General features: G+C 70.9%; 18 protein-coding genes and 1 pseudogene. 10 read left to right on the top strand and 9 right to left on the bottom strand.

Annotated features, from left to right (window positions below; translation table 11 throughout):
- Nucleotides 1–54: 54 nt before the first annotated feature.
- Together AB0C62_RS17015 and mca are read right to left on the bottom strand one after the other, a co-directional pair.
- Nucleotides 55–351 (bottom strand): hypothetical protein, encoded by a 297-nt coding sequence (locus tag AB0C62_RS17015; protein ID WP_362973827.1) that lies wholly within the window; start codon nt 349–351, stop codon nt 55–57.
- Entirely contained in the window at nt 344–1225 is an 882-nt protein-coding gene (gene mca / locus AB0C62_RS17020; RefSeq protein ID WP_362973829.1) for a mycothiol conjugate amidase Mca, read from the bottom strand. Before mca ends, AB0C62_RS17015 begins: the two co-directional genes overlap by 8 nt.
- Nucleotides 1226–1376: 151 nt before the next feature.
- On the opposite strand from mca, the gene AB0C62_RS17025 reads away from it, so the two are divergent.
- Nucleotides 1377–1778, top strand: coding sequence for a DUF4307 domain-containing protein (locus tag AB0C62_RS17025; protein WP_362973831.1), 402 nt, complete (start codon nt 1377–1379; stop codon nt 1776–1778).
- Between the two features lie 211 nt (nt 1779–1989).
- Entirely contained in the window at nt 1990–2487 is a 498-nt protein-coding gene (greA, locus tag AB0C62_RS17030; RefSeq protein ID WP_081219101.1) for a transcription elongation factor GreA, read from the top strand.
- A gap of 120 nt (nt 2488–2607) precedes the next feature.
- Here greA and AB0C62_RS17035 read toward each other — a convergent pair whose 3' ends face one another.
- From AB0C62_RS17035 to ilvA, 3 genes are all read right to left on the bottom strand, one after another.
- Nucleotides 2608–3465 (bottom strand): ABC transporter permease, encoded by an 858-nt coding sequence (locus AB0C62_RS17035; RefSeq protein ID WP_362973833.1) that lies wholly within the window; start codon nt 3463–3465, stop codon nt 2608–2610.
- On the bottom strand, nt 3462–4466 hold the full coding sequence (locus AB0C62_RS17040; RefSeq protein ID WP_362973835.1) for an ATP-binding cassette domain-containing protein: 1005 nt from the start codon (nt 4464–4466) through the stop codon (nt 3462–3464). Before AB0C62_RS17040 ends, AB0C62_RS17035 begins: the two co-directional genes overlap by 4 nt.
- A gap of 177 nt (nt 4467–4643) precedes the next feature.
- Nucleotides 4644–5873, bottom strand: a complete 1230-nt coding sequence (ilvA, locus tag AB0C62_RS17045; protein WP_362973837.1) for a threonine ammonia-lyase — start codon at nt 5871–5873, stop codon at nt 4644–4646.
- A gap of 165 nt (nt 5874–6038) precedes the next feature.
- Between ilvA and AB0C62_RS17050 the strand changes: the two genes are divergently transcribed.
- The 3 genes from AB0C62_RS17050 (at nt 6039) to AB0C62_RS17060 (ending at nt 7532) form a co-directional block, all read left to right on the top strand.
- A complete protein-coding gene (locus AB0C62_RS17050; RefSeq protein ID WP_355865455.1) occupies nt 6039–6545 on the top strand; it encodes a MarR family transcriptional regulator in 507 nt (168 codons plus the stop codon).
- A 238-nt stretch (nt 6546–6783) separates the two neighbouring features.
- Complete coding sequence (locus AB0C62_RS17055) at nt 6784–7287, top strand: sigma factor-like helix-turn-helix DNA-binding protein (RefSeq protein WP_362973863.1); 504 nt, start codon at nt 6784–6786, stop codon at nt 7285–7287.
- Nucleotides 7284–7532: a hypothetical protein gene (locus tag AB0C62_RS17060; protein ID WP_362973839.1), complete on the top strand. Its 249-nt coding sequence runs from the start codon at nt 7284–7286 to the stop codon at nt 7530–7532. The genes AB0C62_RS17055 and AB0C62_RS17060 overlap by 4 nt, the downstream gene beginning before the upstream one ends.
- A 12-nt stretch (nt 7533–7544) precedes the next feature.
- Here the strand turns inward: AB0C62_RS17060 and AB0C62_RS17065 are convergent, their stop codons facing one another.
- The gene (locus tag AB0C62_RS17065) at nt 7545–8699 is read right to left on the bottom strand and encodes a cystathionine gamma-synthase (protein ID WP_362973841.1); all 1155 of its coding nucleotides are present in this window, start codon (nt 8697–8699) and stop codon (nt 7545–7547) included.
- A gap of 232 nt (nt 8700–8931) precedes the next feature.
- Between AB0C62_RS17065 and AB0C62_RS17070 the strand changes: the two genes are divergently transcribed.
- Both AB0C62_RS17070 and msrA read left to right on the top strand, forming a co-directional pair.
- The gene (locus AB0C62_RS17070; protein ID WP_362973843.1) at nt 8932–10047 is read left to right on the top strand and encodes a hypothetical protein; all 1116 of its coding nucleotides are present in this window, start codon (nt 8932–8934) and stop codon (nt 10045–10047) included.
- A gap of 267 nt (nt 10048–10314) precedes the next feature.
- Nucleotides 10315–10995 carry a peptide-methionine (S)-S-oxide reductase MsrA gene (gene msrA / locus AB0C62_RS17075; protein ID WP_362973845.1) on the top strand — a complete coding sequence of 227 codons (681 nt, stop codon included), beginning with the start codon at nt 10315–10317 and terminating at the stop codon, nt 10993–10995.
- A gap of 109 nt (nt 10996–11104) precedes the next feature.
- Here msrA and AB0C62_RS17080 read toward each other — a convergent pair whose 3' ends face one another.
- A complete protein-coding gene (locus AB0C62_RS17080; protein ID WP_362973865.1) occupies nt 11105–13165 on the bottom strand; it encodes a restriction endonuclease in 2061 nt (686 codons plus the stop codon).
- A 196-nt stretch (nt 13166–13361) separates the two neighbouring features.
- Complete coding sequence (locus tag AB0C62_RS17085) at nt 13362–13901, bottom strand: hypothetical protein (RefSeq protein ID WP_362973847.1); 540 nt, start codon at nt 13899–13901, stop codon at nt 13362–13364.
- 149 nt (nt 13902–14050) lie between these two features.
- Between AB0C62_RS17085 and AB0C62_RS17090 the strand changes: the two genes are divergently transcribed.
- Both AB0C62_RS17090 and AB0C62_RS17095 read left to right on the top strand, forming a co-directional pair.
- Entirely contained in the window at nt 14051–14650 is a 600-nt protein-coding gene (locus AB0C62_RS17090) for a DUF4291 domain-containing protein (protein ID WP_362973849.1), read from the top strand.
- Nucleotides 14651–14775: 125 nt separating this feature from the next.
- A complete protein-coding gene (locus AB0C62_RS17095) occupies nt 14776–15693 on the top strand; it encodes a DUF5829 family protein (RefSeq protein ID WP_362973867.1) in 918 nt (305 codons plus the stop codon).
- A 124-nt stretch (nt 15694–15817) separates the two neighbouring features.
- On the opposite strand, the gene AB0C62_RS17100 is transcribed toward AB0C62_RS17095, so the two are convergent.
- Nucleotides 15818–16900, bottom strand: coding sequence for an aldo/keto reductase (locus AB0C62_RS17100; protein ID WP_362973851.1), 1083 nt, complete (start codon nt 16898–16900; stop codon nt 15818–15820).
- Nucleotides 16901–17163: 263 nt separating this feature from the next.
- On the opposite strand from AB0C62_RS17100, the pseudogene AB0C62_RS17105 reads away from it, so the two are divergent.
- Nucleotides 17164–18090, top strand: a pseudogene (locus AB0C62_RS17105) (AraC family transcriptional regulator); the annotation flags it as partial.
- Nucleotides 18091–18345: the final 255 nt, after the last annotated feature.

Here is an 18345-nt window from a genome sequence, read left to right on the forward strand (position 1 = left end):
TCCCCGCCGGGCGGGCCGCCCGGGCCCCGCTGTGGGGGCCCGGGAAAGCCGTGGTCAGCCCTTGGCGGGTGCGGCTCCGCCGGAGCCGGAGCCCGCGGTGCCGGTGCCGGTGGCCGCCGCGGCGGAGGCGGTGCGGTCGGCGGTGCCGGAGTCCGCTGTGGTGTCGGCGTCCTCGGGGAAGGTGACCTTGCCCATGTGGCGGTTCATGGACTTCATCAGACCCCAGACGGCCAGGGCCATCACCGCGAAGACGATGAAGCCGAGGACGCCGGGGGTGACCTTGTTCTCGTCGACCTCCTTGGCGAGGGGGACGAGGTGCGTCAGTGCCAGGCTTGCGCTCATGTCAGGCATTGTCGCGGATGCCCGCAAAGAGGTCGTCCTCGGGGAGGGATGTATCGACGAGCGACTTCGCGAGCTCGTACTCCTCGGTCGGCCAGACCTCCCGCTGGAGGTCCATGGGGACCTTGAACCAGCCGCCGTCCGGGTCGATCTGGGTGGCGTGCGCGATGAGCGCCTTGTCCCGGATCTCGAAGAAGTCCGCACAGGGAACGTGCGTGGTCAGCGTGCGCTCGGTGCGCTCGAACTCGCTCCAGCGCTTCAGCCAGTCCCCGTACGGCGACTCCATGCCCCGGTCGAGGAGGGCGTGGTGCAGCGCCTCGGTGCGGGGGCGGTTGAAGCCCTGGTTGTAGTAGAGCTTCCGCGGCTGGAAGGCCGGGCCGAACTCCGCCTCGGGGTACTTCTCGGTGTCCGCCGCGCTCTCGAACGCCACCATCGTGATCTTGTGGGTCATGATGTGGTCGGGGTGCGGGTAGCCGCCGTTCTCGTCGTAGGTGGTGATCACCTGCGGGCGGAACGAGCGGATCTGCCGGACGAGCTCGCCGGCCGCCTTGTCGACGTCCTCCAGGGCGAAGCAGCCCTCGGGGAGCGGGGGCAGCGGGTCGCCCTCGGGCAGGCCCGAGTCGACGAAGCCGAGCCACTCCTGCTTGACGCCGAGGATCTCGCGGGCCTCGTCCATCTCCTTCTTGCGTACCTCGTGGATGTGCTCCTCGATGTACTTGTCACCCTGCAGCTTGGGGTTGAGGATGGAGCCGCGCTCCCCGCCCGTGCAGGTCACGACCAGCACGTCCACCCCCTCGGACACGTACTTCGCCATGGTGGCCGCGCCCTTGCTCGACTCGTCGTCGGGGTGGGCGTGCACGGCCATCAGTCGCAGCTGGTCAGTCAAGACTCAATCCTCGGTCGGTCGGCTGTCGCCTGGGTAGGTCGGCTGTCGGCGCCCGGCGTGAATCAGCGCGATGGGCGGCTTCTATAGTGACGGAATCGGGGGGCGAATAATTCCGGGGTCCCCGTTCGGGGGCCCGGCCGAGAGGACGATCATGACCACGGCGAGCACGCGGCTGCCCGAGGGCCGGTACGGCCGCTCCGCGGACGAGCGGGCGGACCGCAAGCTGAAGGTCGTCGGGGGTGTCCTCGGTGTCGTCCTGATCGCTCTGATCGGCTGGTTCGGCTACGACTACATCGGCGGCACCAAGATCAGCGCCCAGGTGATCACCTTCAAGGCCGTCTCGGACACCGCGGTCGAGGCGCACCTCGAGGTCCACAAGGACGCCGGTTCGAGCGGCTACTGCACCGTGCGGTCGCAGGACGCCGACGGCGTCGAGGTGGGCCGCGCGGACTTCCGTTTCGACCAGGACGCGTCCCGCGTCGACAAGGTCGTCACGCTGCGGACGACGGGCCGGGGCACCACGGCGGAACTCCTCGGCTGCCACAGCGGCTGAGCGATCGCCGGCCACGCGGCGCCGGGCGGCCGGACGCGGCCCGGTGATCACTGTCGGTATCCGACGCTGACCTGCGTCGACGTAATTCTGACGTCTTATGTCCTCCCCTCCGAGCCACTGAATTGTTAGGCTCGTGGTTTCGCCCACCCGTGAAAGCACATTCTTCTGGGTAGGGCGATGCTTTGTATCCCAGTACCTACGAGGAGCACCTGTGACCCAGACCAGCGAGAACGTCACCTGGCTGACCCAGGAGGCGTACAACCAGCTCAAGGCCGAGCTGGATCACCTGTCTGGTCCTGCGCGCACGGAGATCGCCGCCAAGATCGCGGCCGCGCGCGAGGAGGGGGACCTGCGCGAGAACGGCGGGTATCACGCGGCCAAGGAAGAGCAGGGCAAGCAGGAGCTCCGTGTGCGCCAGCTGACCCAGCTCCTGGAGAACGCCAAGGTCGGCGAGGCTCCCGCGGCGGACGGCGCGGTCGCACCGGGCATGGTCGTCACCATCGCTTTCGACGGCGACGAGGACGACACCCTGGACTTCCTGCTCGCCTCCCGCGAGTACGCGAGCTCCGACATCGAGACCTTCTCCCCGCAGTCCCCGCTGGGCTCCGGCGTGACCGGCAAGTCGGTCGGCGAGGACGCCCAGTACGAGCTGCCGAACGGCAAGCTCGCCAAGGTGAAGATCCTCAAGGCCGTGCCCTACCAGGGCTGAGCCCAGGACCAGCGACGACAGCGATGCCCCCGGCCGGAAGCCGGGGGCATCGCCATGTCCGGCCCCGCTCACACCCGGCGGGTCACCGGGCGGGTCACCGGGCGGGTCACCGGGTACGGCTCACGCCGTGGCCGAGCGGTACTTGCGGACCGCGAGGGTCCGGAAGATCAGCACGATGAGCACCGAGTAGATGACCGAGGCCCACACCGAGTGCTGCATGGGCCAGGCGTTCGACGTGGACTGCCCGGGGTTGGCGAACAGGATGCGACAGGCCTGCACGGTGGCGCTGAACGGGTTCCAGTCCGCGACGTGCCGCAGCCAGGGCGTCATGTTGCTGGTGTCCACGAACGCGTTCGAGATGAAGGTGACCGGGAAGAGCCAGATCAGTCCGCCGGACGTGGCCGCCTCGGGCGTCCGCACGGACAGGCCGATCAGCGCTCCGATCCAGGTGAACGCGTACCCGAGCAGGAGCAGCAGGCCGAAGGCCCCGGCGACCCGGAACGCGTTCGTGCTGCCGTACGAGCCGACGCGCCAGCCGACCAGCAGGGCGACCCCCGCGAGGACGAGCAGGGTCAGCGCGGTCTGCACGAGGTCGGCCAGGGTGCGGCCGGTGAGTACCGCGCCGCGCGCCATGGGGAGCGAGCGGAAGCGGTCGACTAGGCCCTTGTGCATGTCGTCGGCGATGCCCGCGCCGGCGCCGGCGGTCGCGAACGTGACGGTCTGCGCGAAGATGCCGGCCATCAGGAAGTTGGTGTAGGCGGAGGAGCTGGTGCTGCCGCCGATCTTCATGGAGCCGCCGAACACGTAGGTGAACAGCACCACGAACATGATCGGCTGGATCAGCCCGAAGATCACCACCTCCGGGATCCGGGACATCCTGATCAGGTTCCGCTTGGCCATGACCAGGGAGTCCCTGACGGACTGGCCGATGGCGTTCCCGCGCGGCATGACCTGCACGGTGTCGGTGGCGGCGGTCATTTCGCGGTCTCCTTGCTGCGCCGGTCGGCGTCGGCTTCCGGGTCGCCCTCCGCGGTCTCCTGCTCGGCGGCGTGGCCGGTGAGGGAGAGGAAGACGTCGTCGAGGGTGGGGCGGCGCAGGCCGATGTCGTCGATCTCGATGCCGCGCGCGTCCAGTTCGCGGATGACCTCCGCGAGGAGCTTGGCGCCGCCGCTGACCGGCACCGTGAGCTTGCGGGTGTGCTGTTCGACCGTGGTCTCGCCCTTGCCGAAGCCGCGGAGCACCTCGGAGGCGGTCGCGATGCGGTCGCGCTCGTGCACCACGACCTCGACACGCTCGCCGCCGGTCTGCGCCTTGAGCTCGTCGGCGGTGCCGCGGGCGATGACGCGTCCGTGGTCGACCACGCAGATGTCGTGCGCCAGGTGGTCGGCCTCTTCCAGATACTGCGTGGTCAGCAGCAGGGTCGTGCCCCCGGAGACCAGCTGCTTGATGACCTCCCACAGCTGCTGGCGGTTGCGGGGGTCGAGGCCGGTCGTCGGCTCGTCCATGAACATGACCGGGGGCGACACCACGAGGGCGGCCGCCAGGTCGAGCCGGCGGCGCATACCGCCGGAGTAGGTCTTCGTGGTGCGGTCGGCCGCGTCCGTGAGGTTGAACTGGTCCAGCAGCTCGGCCGCCCGGACCTTCGCGGCCTTCGCCCGCATCTGGTAGAGCTGGCCGACCATCTGGAGGTTCTCCCGGCCGGTCAGATACTCGTCGACCGCGGCGAACTGTCCGGAGAGACCGATGCTGCGGCGGACCGCGTCCGGGTTCTTGAGCACGTCGATGCCCGCGACCACGGCCTTGCCGCTGTCGGGGCGCAGCAGGGTGGTGAGACAGCGGACGGCGGTCGTCTTGCCCGCGCCGTTCGGCCCGAGGAGGCCGAGGACGGTGCCTTCCGGGACATCGAGGTCGACGCCGTCCAGAGCCCTTACGTCACCGAAGGTCTTCACCAGGCCTTCGGCATAGATGGCGCCTGGCATAAGAGTTCTCCACGTCTTTGGGGATTTCTCGGATTTTTACCCAATGAGCATAGTTTTCCCGGTGCGACCCCACCCGGACAGCGAGCCGAGTCGACACACACACCATAACGCGATGTATCGCGTCTCTCAATGGGTTTTGCCACGGAGGGCGACCGGACGGTGACAACGGCGCCGATCTCAGTCGATGACCGTGTAACCCGCCTCGCGCAGCGCCAGATTGACCTCGGCGCAGTGCTCGGGCCCCTTCGTCTCCAGCTGCAGCTCGACCTCCACCTCCGTGAGTCCGAGCCGCGGATCGGTCCGTACGTGACTCACATCGAGAACATTGGCATCCGCCACTGACAACACCCCGAGAAGCGTGGCCAGAGCGCCGGGCCGGTCGGTCAGCCGCAGTGTGACGGCGAGGTAGCGCCCGCCCGCCGCCATGCCGTGCCGCAGGATCCGCTGCATCAGCAGCGGGTCCACGTTCCCGCCCGACAGCAGCGCCACGACCGGGCCCTCGAAGGCCTCCGGATCGGCCAGCAGTGCCGCGACGGGGCTCGCGCCGGCCGGCTCGACGACCAGCTTGGCGCGCTCCAGGCACAGCAGCAGCGCGCTGGACAGGTTGTTCTCGGAAACCGTGCGGACCTCGTCGACCAGGTCCTCGACGAGCCGGAACGGCACGTCGCCGGGGCGGCCCACCTTGATGCCGTCGGCCATCGTCGCCGGCCGGTCGATCGACACCGGCCGCCCGGCCGCCAGCGAGGGCGGGTACGCCGCCGCACCCTCGGCCTGCACCCCGACGACCCGTACGTCCGGGCGCAGCGCCTTCACCGCGACCGCGACACCCGCCGCGAGCCCGCCGCCGCCGATGCCCACGACGATCGTGCGCACCTCGGGGCACTGCTCCAGGATCTCCAGGCCGACCGTGCCCTGCCCCGCGATGATGTCGGGGTGGTCGAAGGGGTGGATGAACACCGCCCCCGTACGTGCCGCGTACTCCTGCGCGGCGGCCAGCGTCTCGTCGACCACCTGACCGTGCAGCCTCACCTCGGCGCCGTAGTGCCGGGTGGCCGCGACCTTCGGCAGCGGGGCCCCGGTCGGCATGAAAACCGTGGACCGCACCCCGAGCAACGAGGACGCGAGCGCGACCCCCTGCGCGTGGTTTCCCGCGCTCGCCGCGACGACACCCGCGGCGCGCTCCTCAGGGAGCAGACCCGCGATCCGCACGTAGGCACCGCGCAGCTTGAAGGAACCCGTCCGCTGGAGGTTCTCGCACTTGAGGTGCACCGGCGCCCCCACCAGCCGCGTCAGGTACCGACTGCCCTCCATCGCGGTCGTCCGCGCCACCCCGGTGAGCATCTTCTGCGCGCCGCGCACGTCATCGAGAGTCACACTGGGAAAGGAGTCAGCCGTGCCGTAGCTCATGACCCCCAGTCTCGCAGTTCACGCGGGCGCACTCCCGTCGTGACCACCCTCCGAGACCGGGTTTACGCAGCCCCGGTACGGCCCGCGCCCCAGCCGCGTACCCTGTCCCCCAACCCAGCTCCCCACGCATGAATTGAGCCCCCGGCCATGCCCACAACACCAGAAATGTCGATGGACATGACGACCGTCGGTGACACCGGTCTCCTCGAAACCCTCCAGCACGAGGTCGCGGTCTTCGCGCGCCGTGCGGAACAGACCCGGCTCGGCGGGGTGGGGCAGGTGCGCAACTCCATGGACCGCGCCGCGTACCTGCTGCTCAACCGCCTCGACAAGGAAGGTCCGATGGGCGTCAAGGCGCTCGCCGCGAGCATGGGGATCGACTCCTCGACGGTCACCCGGCAGGTCGCCCCGCTCGTCGACACCGGACTCGTCAAGCGCACCTCGCACCCCGAGGACGGGCGCGCCGTGGTGCTCCAGCTGTCGCCGCGCGGCCAGTCCCGGCTTGACGAAGTGCGCACCTCCCGGCGCCAGTTGATGGCCGAACTGACCACCGGCTGGGAGCCGGAGGAGCGCGAGGCGTTCTGCTCCCTCCTCACCCGCTTCAACACCGCGCTCTCCGCCCGCCAGGCCTCCCAGGGCGTACCGGCGGCGGACTCCGAACCGTCCTCCTGAGCCTCGCGGGCGCCGTGCCCCGTTCCGGGCGCCCCCGGCCTCCGTGACCTTCACGCGCGCGTGCGTACGCGCGAGGCACGCGCGCGAGGCCGCCGTTCACCCGCGCGTGTGCGCGGGACTCTTGACCGGAAGGCCGCGGCTGCCCTCATATGAGACCGGGTCCTCGTCGCACGCGGTGCGGCGGGCCGCACGCGGCCGCGGACCCGCTTCCACAGGTCGCCCTCAGGCGGGAGGCATGGTGCGAGAACGGCATGCGTCCCAAGGCGTCCGCCGGGCCCGGGAGTTCGAGGCGTTCGTCGCGGGCGCGGCGGGACGGCTGCTGCACACCGCCACCCTCCTCACGGCGGAGCCCGGGGACGCCAACCCGCGCGCGCGGCGCCTGCTCACCCTGTCCCTCGCCCACACGTACGCCATCTGGGACCGGCTGCACGGCGAGGACCCCTACGACAGCACCCGCCAGCAGCTCGCCGTGCGCTTCCAGCGGGCCGCCTGGCACCAGTACGGCGGGCTCGGGCGACTGCGCCCCTCCCCGGCCCCGGACAGCGTCCTGGCCCCGCTCACGCCCCACGAACGGCTGATCCTCGTCCTCAGGCTGTACGAGGGCGTCGCCGACGAACAGACGGCGGCCCTGCTCGGGCTCCCCGTGGAGCGCGTACGGGTGATCTGCGCGCGGGCGACGGCGACGCTGCTCCATCCGCCGCGCGGCCCGGCGCCCGCCCGGATGGAGGTGGCTCCGTCATGAACCTGCCGGAGCGTGAGGCGGCCGTACGTCACATGCTGGAGCGGACCCCGCCGGCGGTCCCACCCGACCTGTACGGCGAGGTCGTACGCCGTGGCGGGCGCATGCTGCGCCGCAGGAGGGCGGCGCGGCGGGTCATGTGGGTGGTGCTGTGCGCCGCGGCCGTGGTCTTCGTGATCTGGGCCGTGACGGTTCAGCCGTGGGTGGAGCCGCCGTCGGAGACGACTCCACCCCTGTCGAACTGGTGACGGCGTCGTCCGCTATCCGAGGGCCTGCTGCAGGTCCTGGAGCAGGTCGTCGATGTTCTCGATGCCCACGGAGATGCGGACGAGGTCACCGGGGACCTCCAGGGCGGATCCGGCCACCGACGCGTGCGTCATGCGTCCCGGGTGCTCGATCAGCGACTCCACGCCGCCCAGCGACTCACCGAGCGTGAACACCTTGGCGCGGTTGCAGACCTCGACGGCCGCCTCCTCGCCACCCGCGACCCGGAAGGACACCATGCCGCCGAACGCCCGCATCTGCTTCGCGGCGATCTCGTGACCGGGGTGCTCCGGAAGACCCGGGTACAGGACACGCGTCACGCGCGCGTGCCGGCTGAGCATGTCCGCGACGCGGCCCGCGTTCTCGCTGTGCCGGTCCATGCGCACGGAGAGCGTCTTGGTGCCGCGCAGCACCAGCCAGGAGTCGAAGGGCCCGGCGACCGCGCCCATGGCGTTCTGGTGGTACGCCAGCTCCTCGCCGAGTTCCTGGTCCCCGGTGACCAGGGCGCCGCCGACGACGTCCGAGTGGCCGCCCATGTACTTGGTCAGGGAGTGCACGACGACGTCCGCGCCGAGGGCCAGCGGCTGCTGGAGGTACGGCGTGGCGAAGGTGTTGTCGACGACGAGCCGGGCGCCCGCGTCCCGCGCGACCTGCCCGACCGCGGCGATGTCCGTGATGCCGAGCAGCGGGTTGGAGGGCGTCTCGACCCAGATGACCTTCGTCTTCGGGGTGATGGCCGCGCGCACCGACTCCAGGTCGCTGGTGTCGGCGACGGACCACTCCACGCCCCAGCGGGAGACGACCTTCGCGAAGAGACGGAACGTGCCGCCGTACGCGTCGTTCGGGATGACCACGTGATCGCCCGGGCTCAGCAGCGTACGCAACAGGCAGTCCTCGGCCGCCAGTCCGGACGCGAACGCGAGGCCGCGGCGACCGCCCTCCAGGGCGGCGAGGTTCTCTTCCAGGGCGGTCCTGGTGGGGTTGGCGCTGCGGCTGTACTCGTAACCGCCGCGCAGCCCGCCGACGCCGTCCTGCTTGTAGGTCGAGACCTGGTAGATCGGCGGGACGACCGCGCCGGTCAGGGGATCGGCGGTGTTGCCCGCGTGGATCGCGAGGGTCTCGAAATGCTGACTGATGTGCCTGTCGCTCATGGGTCCCGAGCGTAGTGCTCCCGCGGGGGTGGTGACGGCGGACGCGGTGACGGGGGGCCGGGACGGCCTCGGCCGCGGCGGCGCCCCGGCCGAGGCGGGCGGGGGCCCGGGGCCGGCCGCGGGCCCGGCGGGAGCGTCCAGCGCGCTTCGTACGCCCGCTCCGGGAACGGGCAGGTCGGCGCGCTGTGGACCGGGTTCGCCAATTGTCGGACCCGTCTGGTTCGCTTGTGGCATGGAGATTCTCTGGGTCCTGATGGCGCTGTGCATGTTCAGCCTGGTTTTGCTGCCGCTGCGGCGCAGGCGCGCCGGTGTGCAGCTGGTCTCGCCGGGTGACCCGGACGCCGCGGACCCGGCGAACTACGGGTTCCTGCGGCAGGAGGAGCTGGACATCCGCATGCCGGGCCCGGACGCGGACCTGCTGGACGTCCTGGACGTCGTGCAGCGCAGCCAGGACCATCGCGCGGCCTCGCAGCTGCTGGCCGGCACGGAGATCGCGGGCGAGACGCGCTGGCAGCGGGTGCAGGCCTTCGCGGGCGCCGCGTCCCTGGAGCTCCAGCAGCGGCCCGGCGGGGTCAGCGAAAACCCCGGCGGGCAGTGGCTGCGGGTGTGGCGTGCCGAGGCCCCCAAGGACGCGGGCGGCGCGGCGGTGCACGCCGAGTTCCTGGTGCAGCAGGCGTGGCGCACGTCGACGCCGGGCACGGACGACTTCCGGATCATCATGGAGGAGGCGCGGGCCGCGTGCGGCGAGGCGGCGCTGCTGTCCCCCGGTGACCCGATCCCGTACATCATCGAGCTGTCGGTGGCGCGCGGACTGGCCTACTCCCAGCCGGAGTTCGAGAAGGTCTGGCTGAAGATCCTGGACCGTGCCCCCTCCCACATGGGCGCGCACCTGGCGGCCCTGCACTACTGGTGCGAGAAGTGGCACGGCTCGCGCGAGGTGGCGTACTCCTTCGCCGAGGCCGCGGCGGCCCGCGCCCCGCAGGGCTCGCTCCTCGCGGCGATGCCCCTCTTCGCGGTCTTCGAGCACCTCCCCGAGGTGAACCTGGTCCGCGCCTTCTACCAGAGCGAGGTCGTGACGAAGGCCGTCCACGGCGCGCTCTACGCGGTCCACGCCGCCCGCCCCGACGACCCGATGCTCGCCCACGTCCGCCACCTGCTGGTCTTCTTCCTGGTCCGCGGCGAGCGCTGGTCCGAGGCGATGAACCAGCTGGTCCACGTGGACGGCCACGTCGGCGCCCTCCCCTGGACCCTGACCCGGGACCCCGCCGGGGACTACGCGATATACCGCGCCATGGCGGTGGCGGGCTACGAGGCGAACGGCGGCAGCCCGGCGACGCTGTCGCACTGAGGGGTCGCCGGTCCCGGCGTGGGCCCGCTTCAGGGGGGGCTCTACGCCGGTGACGCTCACGCGAGGGGGTGCTGCATCCGGAGGGTCGCTTCACCTGGGGGTAACGCTCCCGCTGGTGCCGGACCCCGGAGCAATGGAGTGCCGGAGTCTGGGGGGCGAAGTGCTGGGGCCCGGAATGCTGGGGGGCCGGAATGCCGTACTGGACCGGGACGTTGGACCGACACGCCCCTCCCCCTCACCTCTCTCCCTCACTTCCCTGGAGAGCGCATGTTCCTGAACAGCGCCAGCGACAGCCACTCCCCGCGTCTCCCGACCGCCGAACAGGCGCTGCGGGGCCGCCCCGAGCCGATTTTCACGATCCCCGAGCGGCACACCGTCCTCGGCACCCCGCTCAGCGGCCCCTACCCCGAGGGCCTGGAGATCGCCGACTTCGGCATGGGCTGCTTCTGGGGCGCCGAACGCAGGTTCTGGCAGCTCCCGGCGGGCGTGTACACGACCCTGGTCGGCTACCAGGGCGGCCACACGGAGAACCCCGCGTACGAGGAGGTCTGCTCCGGCCTGACCGGCCACGCCGAGGTGGTCCGCGTCGTCCACGACCCGAGGGTGCTTCCGTACGACCGTCTGCTCCAGGTCTTCTGGGAGTCGCACAACCCGACCCAGGGCTTCCGCCAGGGCAACGACGTGGGCACGCAGTACCGCTCCACCCTGCACACCCACACCCCGGCCCAGGAGACGTCGGCGAAGGCGTCCCGCGAGGCCTACCAGAAGGTCCTCACCGCCTCCGGCCACCGCACGATCACCACAGAGATCCTCCCGGCGACAACCCGCCCCTTCTACCCGGCGGAGGCCCACCACCAGCAGTACCTGGCCAGGAACCCGGCGGGGTACTGCGGGTTGGAGGGGACGGGGGTCTCCTGCCCGATCGGGGTCGCTCCCGCGGAGGGCTGAGCGTGGGAGGTGCACGGCCCTGGAGGAGCCGATCGCCGGGGGGCGGCTGCCGGATTCCTGGCCTGGTCCCGCGACTCTCCGAGCGATCACCGGATGACGGACGCGAGGTTCAGTCCACCTCTATCCCGAAATCCCGTACGAGTTCCTCCAAGCCGCCGGTGTAGCCCTTGCCTCCCAGGACGAAGTCCCAGTCCCCGTTCGACCTGCGGCGGAAGGAGCCGAGTACCAAGGCGGTCTCGCGGGCTCGGCCGTCGGACACCTCGAGTTGTCCCAGCTCGTTCAGCCCTGGGTCGAGGAGTCGGATGCGGGCGTCCGTGAATCCGGAGAGGTCGGCGTTCGGGTTGACCTCCGGGTCGATCGCGGCCACGAGGACGAACCGGTCGGCCTCCCCTGGCAACCCGTCGAAAGAGACGCAGACCGCTGCCTCGTCAGGAGCGGTGGCGGCCAGAGCGCGCACGGAACCATCCGCGGTCTGCGGGTTGTTGAAGAAGACGAAGTGATCGTCGCTGAGGACTCGGTTGCCGCGGCAGACCAGCGCACACACGTCCAGGGCGACGCTGCCCGTCCACGACATGCCGAGGATGTTGTATTCGTCGGGCAGTCGGGTCTCAGGGCCTGATGGTGTCGGCCGTGCCGCGGACTGACGGCCGCCCTCGCCCAGGCGTCCACGCAGTCCGTGCCGATGCAGCAGGTCGACGAGCTCTGCGCCCGAGATCAGCTCCAGCGGCTTGCCGTTGGCGAAGGTGTGCGAGCCCGGGCCGAATCCCGAAGTCGTCACGAGCACGCCCTTGTTGGCGCCGGCGTCCTGCACGGTGCCGTACAAGTCACGTACGGCGGTGGGCGGCACCGTGTTGCGGTAGCGCTTCACCTGAACGACGATCTTCCCGCCTCGGATCGGCGTCGGATCCAGCGCGTCGACGTCCACCCCGCCGTCGTTGGAGCGCTGGGTCGTGACCGCCTGCATTCCCATGGCCCGGAAGAGTTCGGCGACAAGATCCTCGAAGGCGATCGGATCCATCTCGTACAGGTCGGGTTCCTCGTCGCTCCCATGCGCGACGACGCGGTTCCCGACATCCTGCGGACGGCGACTCGGCCGTACCGGCGTGAGTTGGTCGGGGCGGGCCGAGAGCTGTCCGCGCAGTGCGTCGGCCAGACAGCTGCCCGCGTCCACCTGCGCCAGGTGCAGGCCACGGAACGTCGAGGCGGACGCCATCACGGTCGCCAAGTGGATCTGGCCAGGTCGGCCCGTCGTCGGGTCATGACCGTCCACGAACCCGTTCAAGGTCACCGACTCGAGTGCGCCCAGTTCGTCGGCGGCGAAGAGCTCGTGCAGAACGAGGAGCATGCACTGCGCGAGCACCTCCCGGTAGAGGGCGCGACGCTGGCCCACCGGACGGGCGGTCTCCTTGTCCTGGTCGGTCCCGGACACGTATCGGACGGACTTGACGTCAGGGACGATGCCGTAGGCGGGCAACTCCCAGTCCAGCACCAGCTGGCGAGCCCCCGCGTCATAGGCTGCGGTCACCTGTCGGGGAAAGCCTTCCGGCCATGCGGCCGAGGCGTAGAGAGCGGCGGAGAAGTACTCCACGACCGAGTCGGGGTCACGCCGCCCCACTCCGTCGGTCACCTGGACGATGCCGGCGTTGTGCCGTCTCACCTCGGCCGACTGGGCGTCGACCCACTGCTGGTGCTCCCGCTGGTACGACGCCAGTTGATGTTGCCGCTGGGCTTCCGCCGCCTGGGCCGCGTGCCAGTCCCGCTCGAAACGGGCCCTCGCTTCGGCCTGCGCCTGGGCCCGGCGGTTGGAGGTCCACCCGCTCTGCGTCTGGTAGTGGCTGAAGTCAGGCATGGCCACGGGCTGCGCCAACGGTCCCGGCGCGAAGGGCTGGGCCTCTTCACGCCGCATGAGCGAGGAAGCCCTGAAAGCCGGGGCCTGACACCCCGAGGCGAGAAGGCATTGCAGCGACGCGACCTGTGCGTCCAGTTCCTCCGTCCGGCGTTGCGCTTCCGCCTGCCTGTACTCGCGGTGCCCCTGAGCGGCCCGTCGCTGATAGGCACGTGCTTGCTGGGCTTCTTGTCTCCGCCGTCTGGCTTCGGCCTCCAGCTGGCGTTGCTGCTGCCGTTGCACCTCTGCCCAGACGCCGACGACGCCGGTTGAGCGACGACTCATATGTTGCAGGCCCTCCCCGATGCGCTCTGGCTGTCCCCACAACCAGGTGTGACGGAACGACTCTAGCCAGCAATGGTCGTCCCGCATATCCACTTGCCAAAGGCGGCTGGATCGCAGCGTCCCCGCAGGTCAGTGCGGTGAGAGGTGAGCGTGGCAAGGTCGAGCCGACCGCCCGAGCCGTTGTGCGCCGCCCGCCTCAGAAAGACCCGGCCACCCCCACCACTCCTCCCACCAACGCGCTGACCAGTGTCATGGTCGCGAGGGTGCCGATGACGAGGCGCAACGGGCGGGGGGTTCGGCGGGTGCCTTGCCTGTTGCAGGCGGCCAGGAGGGCCAGGAGTCCGGTCAGCAGGCCGAGTTGGGTGAGGGCCAGCCAGCCGCAGGAGGCGGGGAGGCCGGGTTGCTCGTACGTGCCGTGCGATGTTCGTCGCAACGTGACCGTGCTGCCGACGCGCAGCTTCGTGCCGATCGTGGCGCCCCGGTCCACGACCGCTCCGTCCGTGGAGTGGAACGTGCCGTGGCAGTGCGGGTATCGGTGGCCCCCCGCGCGGGTCCACGAGCACGATGCGACCCGGAGGTGTCCGGGCGTCCCCGCCATGCCTGCCGCGTAGGCGAAGTGCGTCGCCGCGAACCAGGTCAGGATCGCGCCCACCACCAGCAGCCCGGCGCTCACGAGCAGCGGGCGACGGTCGACGCGCCCTCCCGCCCGGAGCCGGGATCCGTCCCTGCGGTTCATCCGTCCCCCGACCCCACGAGCCATCCCGACGGGACGCTAGCCGGAGTCACGCGCAGCGTCGCTCATGGCGCGGCAAAGATCGTTGGGGACCGGACGAGCCGCCTGAAATCCGATGGCCCTCCCGAGTCCGCCGGACGCACCCTGTACCCATGGAAGAACCCCAGCACCGCGTCCGCGCCCTCCACACGGAGGACACCATCACCGTCTACCAGGCCTATCCCCCGGAGATCGGCGGGCCCGCTGTGCGGACGGGGCGGTTTCCCGCGGCGTGGAAACGGGACCGGATGACGTGGGTGAAGCCCAGTTTCCTGTGGATGATGTATCGCTGCGGCTGGGGCAGCAAGGCCGGGCAGGAGACCGTGCTCGCCGTCGAGATCAGCCGTGACGGCTTCGCGTGGGCGTTGCGGAACGCGTGTCTGTCCCACTACGTCCGCGGGCTGCACGCCGACCAGGCAGACTGGAAGCGGCAGTTGAGGCAGGCGCCGACGCGCGTGCAGTGGGACCCGGAGCGCGATCTGCGGCTCGCTCCCCTGCCGTACCGGTCGCTACAGCTCGGACTGTCCGGTGAGGCCGCGGCCCGGTACGCCGACGAGTGGATCGTCGGCATCAAGGACGTGACCCCGCTCGCCCGGCAGGTGCACACCCTGGTCCGCTCCGGTGAACTCGACCGAGCCGCCGAGCTGTTGCCCGTAGAGCGGCCGTACCCGCTGGCCGAGGACGTGCCGGGCACCCTTGCGGGTCCTGGGTGACGGCGCCGCACCCTGACAGCGCCCCCGCGTCAAAGGCCGGTCGTTTCGGGCTGGTTCGAAAGGAAGGGCGGGTGGGGGCTCTTCGTTCTACGATCCGTCGCATGCTGATTCGCCGGACATTACGGATGATCCTCGTGCTCGCGGTGGCCCTCGCCGGTGCGATCGGAGGTGGGGTGGGGACGGCGCAGGCCGAGGGGAGCCGGTCGGCGCACGATCGGCAGTTGCTGTTCTTCAACCACACCTACGGTGTCTTCGACCGGGAGACAGCCGACGCCATCGAGCACTCCGCCTATCTGCGGGACTTCGCCAACTTCCAGGTCCGCACCACCACCGGTGCCGACGGACAGATCTGGACCGGCCGCTATCTGATGGGCCGTGAGACCTACCTGGAACTGCTCGGGATCGGTGACGTGGCGGGCCAGGACGGCACCCTCGGCTCCGCCGGGACAGGGCTGTCGACCGAGCGGGCCGGCGACATCGCGACGGTCGAGCAACGGCTGAAGGACGAAGGGGTCACCCCCGTCGAGTTCCTCCAGACACGTGACTTCGGTGACGGCGTCCCCGTTCCGTGGTTCGACGGCATCCTCACCACCACGACGTACGACGCCTACGGAGCCTGGGCGATGGAGTACCGGCCGGAGTACTTCGCCGACCCGCGCGGCAACACCGAGCCGGCGAGCTTCCCCGGTGACGTCGGCCGGGAACGCTACCTGTCCGACGACTACCGCACCCATCCGATGCGTGACGTGACCGCCGTCCGCATCGCGGTCACCGAAGGCGACCTCGCCGACACCGTCCCGCTGCTGCGCGCCGGCGGGTTCGCCGTCCGGACCGTGCCGAACGGTGGCGTCGTCGCCGAGGGCGGCGGCACCTCCATCCGGTTCGACGCCGTCCCGCGTGACGAGGCGGGCGTGCGGCGGATCGACCTGTCGCTCAACCGGCCGGTGAAGAGCCGCCACGTGGAGCGGATCGGGCACTCGACGCTGGTCGTCGGCCCGGGCGACCACGCCGTGTGGACGTTCGCCGCGAACGGCGCCGAGTAGGGGAGAGACGGAACCCGTGGGGCGCGCCCTCGGCGAGAGTGCGACCGCGCGCCCCCAGCACTACGCCTCCACTCCTGTACGGCTCCACCTCCGCCCCTGTCTCCGGGGAGACCCGGCCCCCGCCTCAGTACCGCGCCGCGTCGGCCAGCAGCGGCGGGTACACCTGGCTCGTCCGGCCGTCCACCGTCGCGCCCGCGTACTTGAGCATCGCGCCGACCTGGTGGTTGAGCGCGTACGGGAAGTTCAGGGCCGGGGCCGACACCTCGTCGAGTACGGCCGTCTGTTCCGGGGTGAGCCGGAGGTCGAGGCCCGCCAGGTTCGCTTCGAGGTGGTCCAGGGTGCGCGGGCCGATCAGCGTCGAGCTGACGCCCGGGCGGGCCCGCACCCACGCCAGGGCCACGGCCGCCGACGTCGCGCCGATCTCCTCCGCGACCGCGGCGAGGGCGTCGATCACCTCGAACTGGTCGTCGGTGGGACCGCCGAGGACCGCCGAACGCCGGGTGTCGGCCGGGGTGCGCCGGTCCCGGGTGTACTTCCCGGACAGGAAACCGCTCTTCAGCGGGCTCCACGGCAGCACGCCCATCCCGGCGTCCTCGGCCAGCGGAATCAGTTCGCCCTCGATGGTGCGTTCCAGCAGGGAGTACTCCATCTGCAGCGCGATGACCGGGGTCCAGCCGCGCAGGAGTGCGGTGGTGTGCGCCTTGGCCGTGAACCAGGCCGGGGTGTCCGAGAAGCCGACGTAGCGGATCTTGCCCGCGGTGACGAGGTCGTCCAGGGTGCGCAGGGTCTCCTCGACCGGGGTGGACCAGTCGTGGTTGTGCAGCCAGTACAGGTCGACGTGGTCGGTGCGCAGCCGGCGCAGCGAGTCCTCCAGCTGACCGATGATCGCCTTGCGTCCCGCGCCGCCGCCGTTGGGGTCGCCGAGGTGGAGGTTGCCGAAGAACTTGGTGGCCAGCACGAGCCGGTCGCGCAGGCCGGGGCGGGCGGCGAGGAAGTCGCCGAGGATCGCCTCGGAGTGACCGTTCGTATAGAAGTTGGCGGTGTCGACGAAGTTGCCGCCGCGGTCGAGGTAGCCCTGGAGGATCTTCTCGGACTCCTCGACCCCGCAGCCGAAGCCGCCGTCCTCACCGAAGTTCATCGCGCCGAGGCAGAAGGGGCTCACCTTGAGGCCGGACCGGCCGAGGCTGACGTACGAGTCGAGTGCCATGGAATGCTCCCTGGAAGAGTGGGTGGGAATCCGGCTCTTCGAGCGAACCACTGTGAGCTGCGCGATCGTTAGGGCGATCCGACCGGCCTCTTGCACGATCCTGCCCGATCGGCCGGAATCGGCGTTGCCACCCCTTCCCTCGGGTGTTTGGATCGAACGTGTACCCCGACGACCCCCTCCGGACGCTCGCCCCGCCCGGCAGCCGTCCCGCTCCCCCGCACCCGCCCGGCAGCCGTCCCGCTCGCCCGGAGAGCCTCCGGACGCTGCGGGATCTCATCCTGCGGCACGTCGACGGAGCCGGGCCTGCGCCGTACGGGATCATGCTGTCCCGCGTGGACCACCCCTCCGCCCCGACATCGAGCATCGCCGACCCCGTGCTCGCGGTGGTCGCGCAGGGCGCGAAGCGGCTGACGCTCGGCGACCGGATCCACGACTACGGCGCGGGCCAGTATCTGGTCGTCTCGGTGAACCTGCCGGTCACCGGCCACTACACGCGCGCCTCCCCCGAGGAGCCGTTCCTCGCCTTCGGGCTCACCCTCAGGCCCCCGGACATCGCCTCACTCCTCCTCGCCGAGGCCGGGGCGGGAACGGGAGCCGGGGCGGAGGGTGGTACGGCGCCGGCCCGGACGGCGAGCGCCGGCCGCACAGGTCCCCGTCCCCCACGTCCTCCGTCCTCCCGTACCGCCCCGCCCGGCCTCGCCGTCAGTGACGCCTCACCCGACCTGCTGGACGCGGTGGTGCGCCTGGTCGGGCTGCTGGACCGGCCCGCCGACCTGCCGATCCTCGCGCCGATGATCGAGCGGGAGATCCTCTGGCGGCTGGTCACCGGTGAGCAGGGCCCGCTGGTCCGACAGATCGGGCTGGCCGACAGCCGGCTGCGGCACATCAGCCGGGCCATCCGCTGGATCCGGGACCACCACGCGCAGACACTGCGGGTGGAGGACCTGGCCCGGCTGGCCGGGATGAGCGCCTCGCCGTTCCACCGGCACTTCCGCGCGGTGACCGCGATGACGCCGATCCAGTTCCAGAAGCGCATCCGGTTGCAGGAGGCCAGGCTGCGGCTGATGAGCAGCACGGACGACGTGGCGGGCGTCGGGTTCGCGGTCGGCTACGACAGCGCGTCCCAGTTCAGCCGCGAGTACCGGCGTCAGTTCGGCAGCCCGCCGGGCCAGGACGCCGCCCGCCTGCGCGGACAGGCCGCCTCACGCACCGCGCGGCCCGCCCGATGGGACGAAGTGCCGTCCCCGTCGCTCCAGACCGCCGGCCGGGACGGGCGGCACCGTGGCCCGGGGTGGTACCGCCGCGCGTAGGCAGCGAAAGGGCGCCGATCCGGTCGTACGACCGGATCGGCAAGGAGTCGGCCGCAGCCGACCGTGCCGCTTCCCGGCGTGCCCGCACCGACCAGCGTCGCACCGTCACCTGGCCCGGCGCCGGCTCCGCCACTC

It is taken from the genome of Streptomyces sp. NPDC048643, assembly GCF_040650615.1.
In the GTDB taxonomy this organism is placed as follows: Bacteria; Actinomycetota; Actinomycetes; order Streptomycetales; family Streptomycetaceae; genus Streptomyces.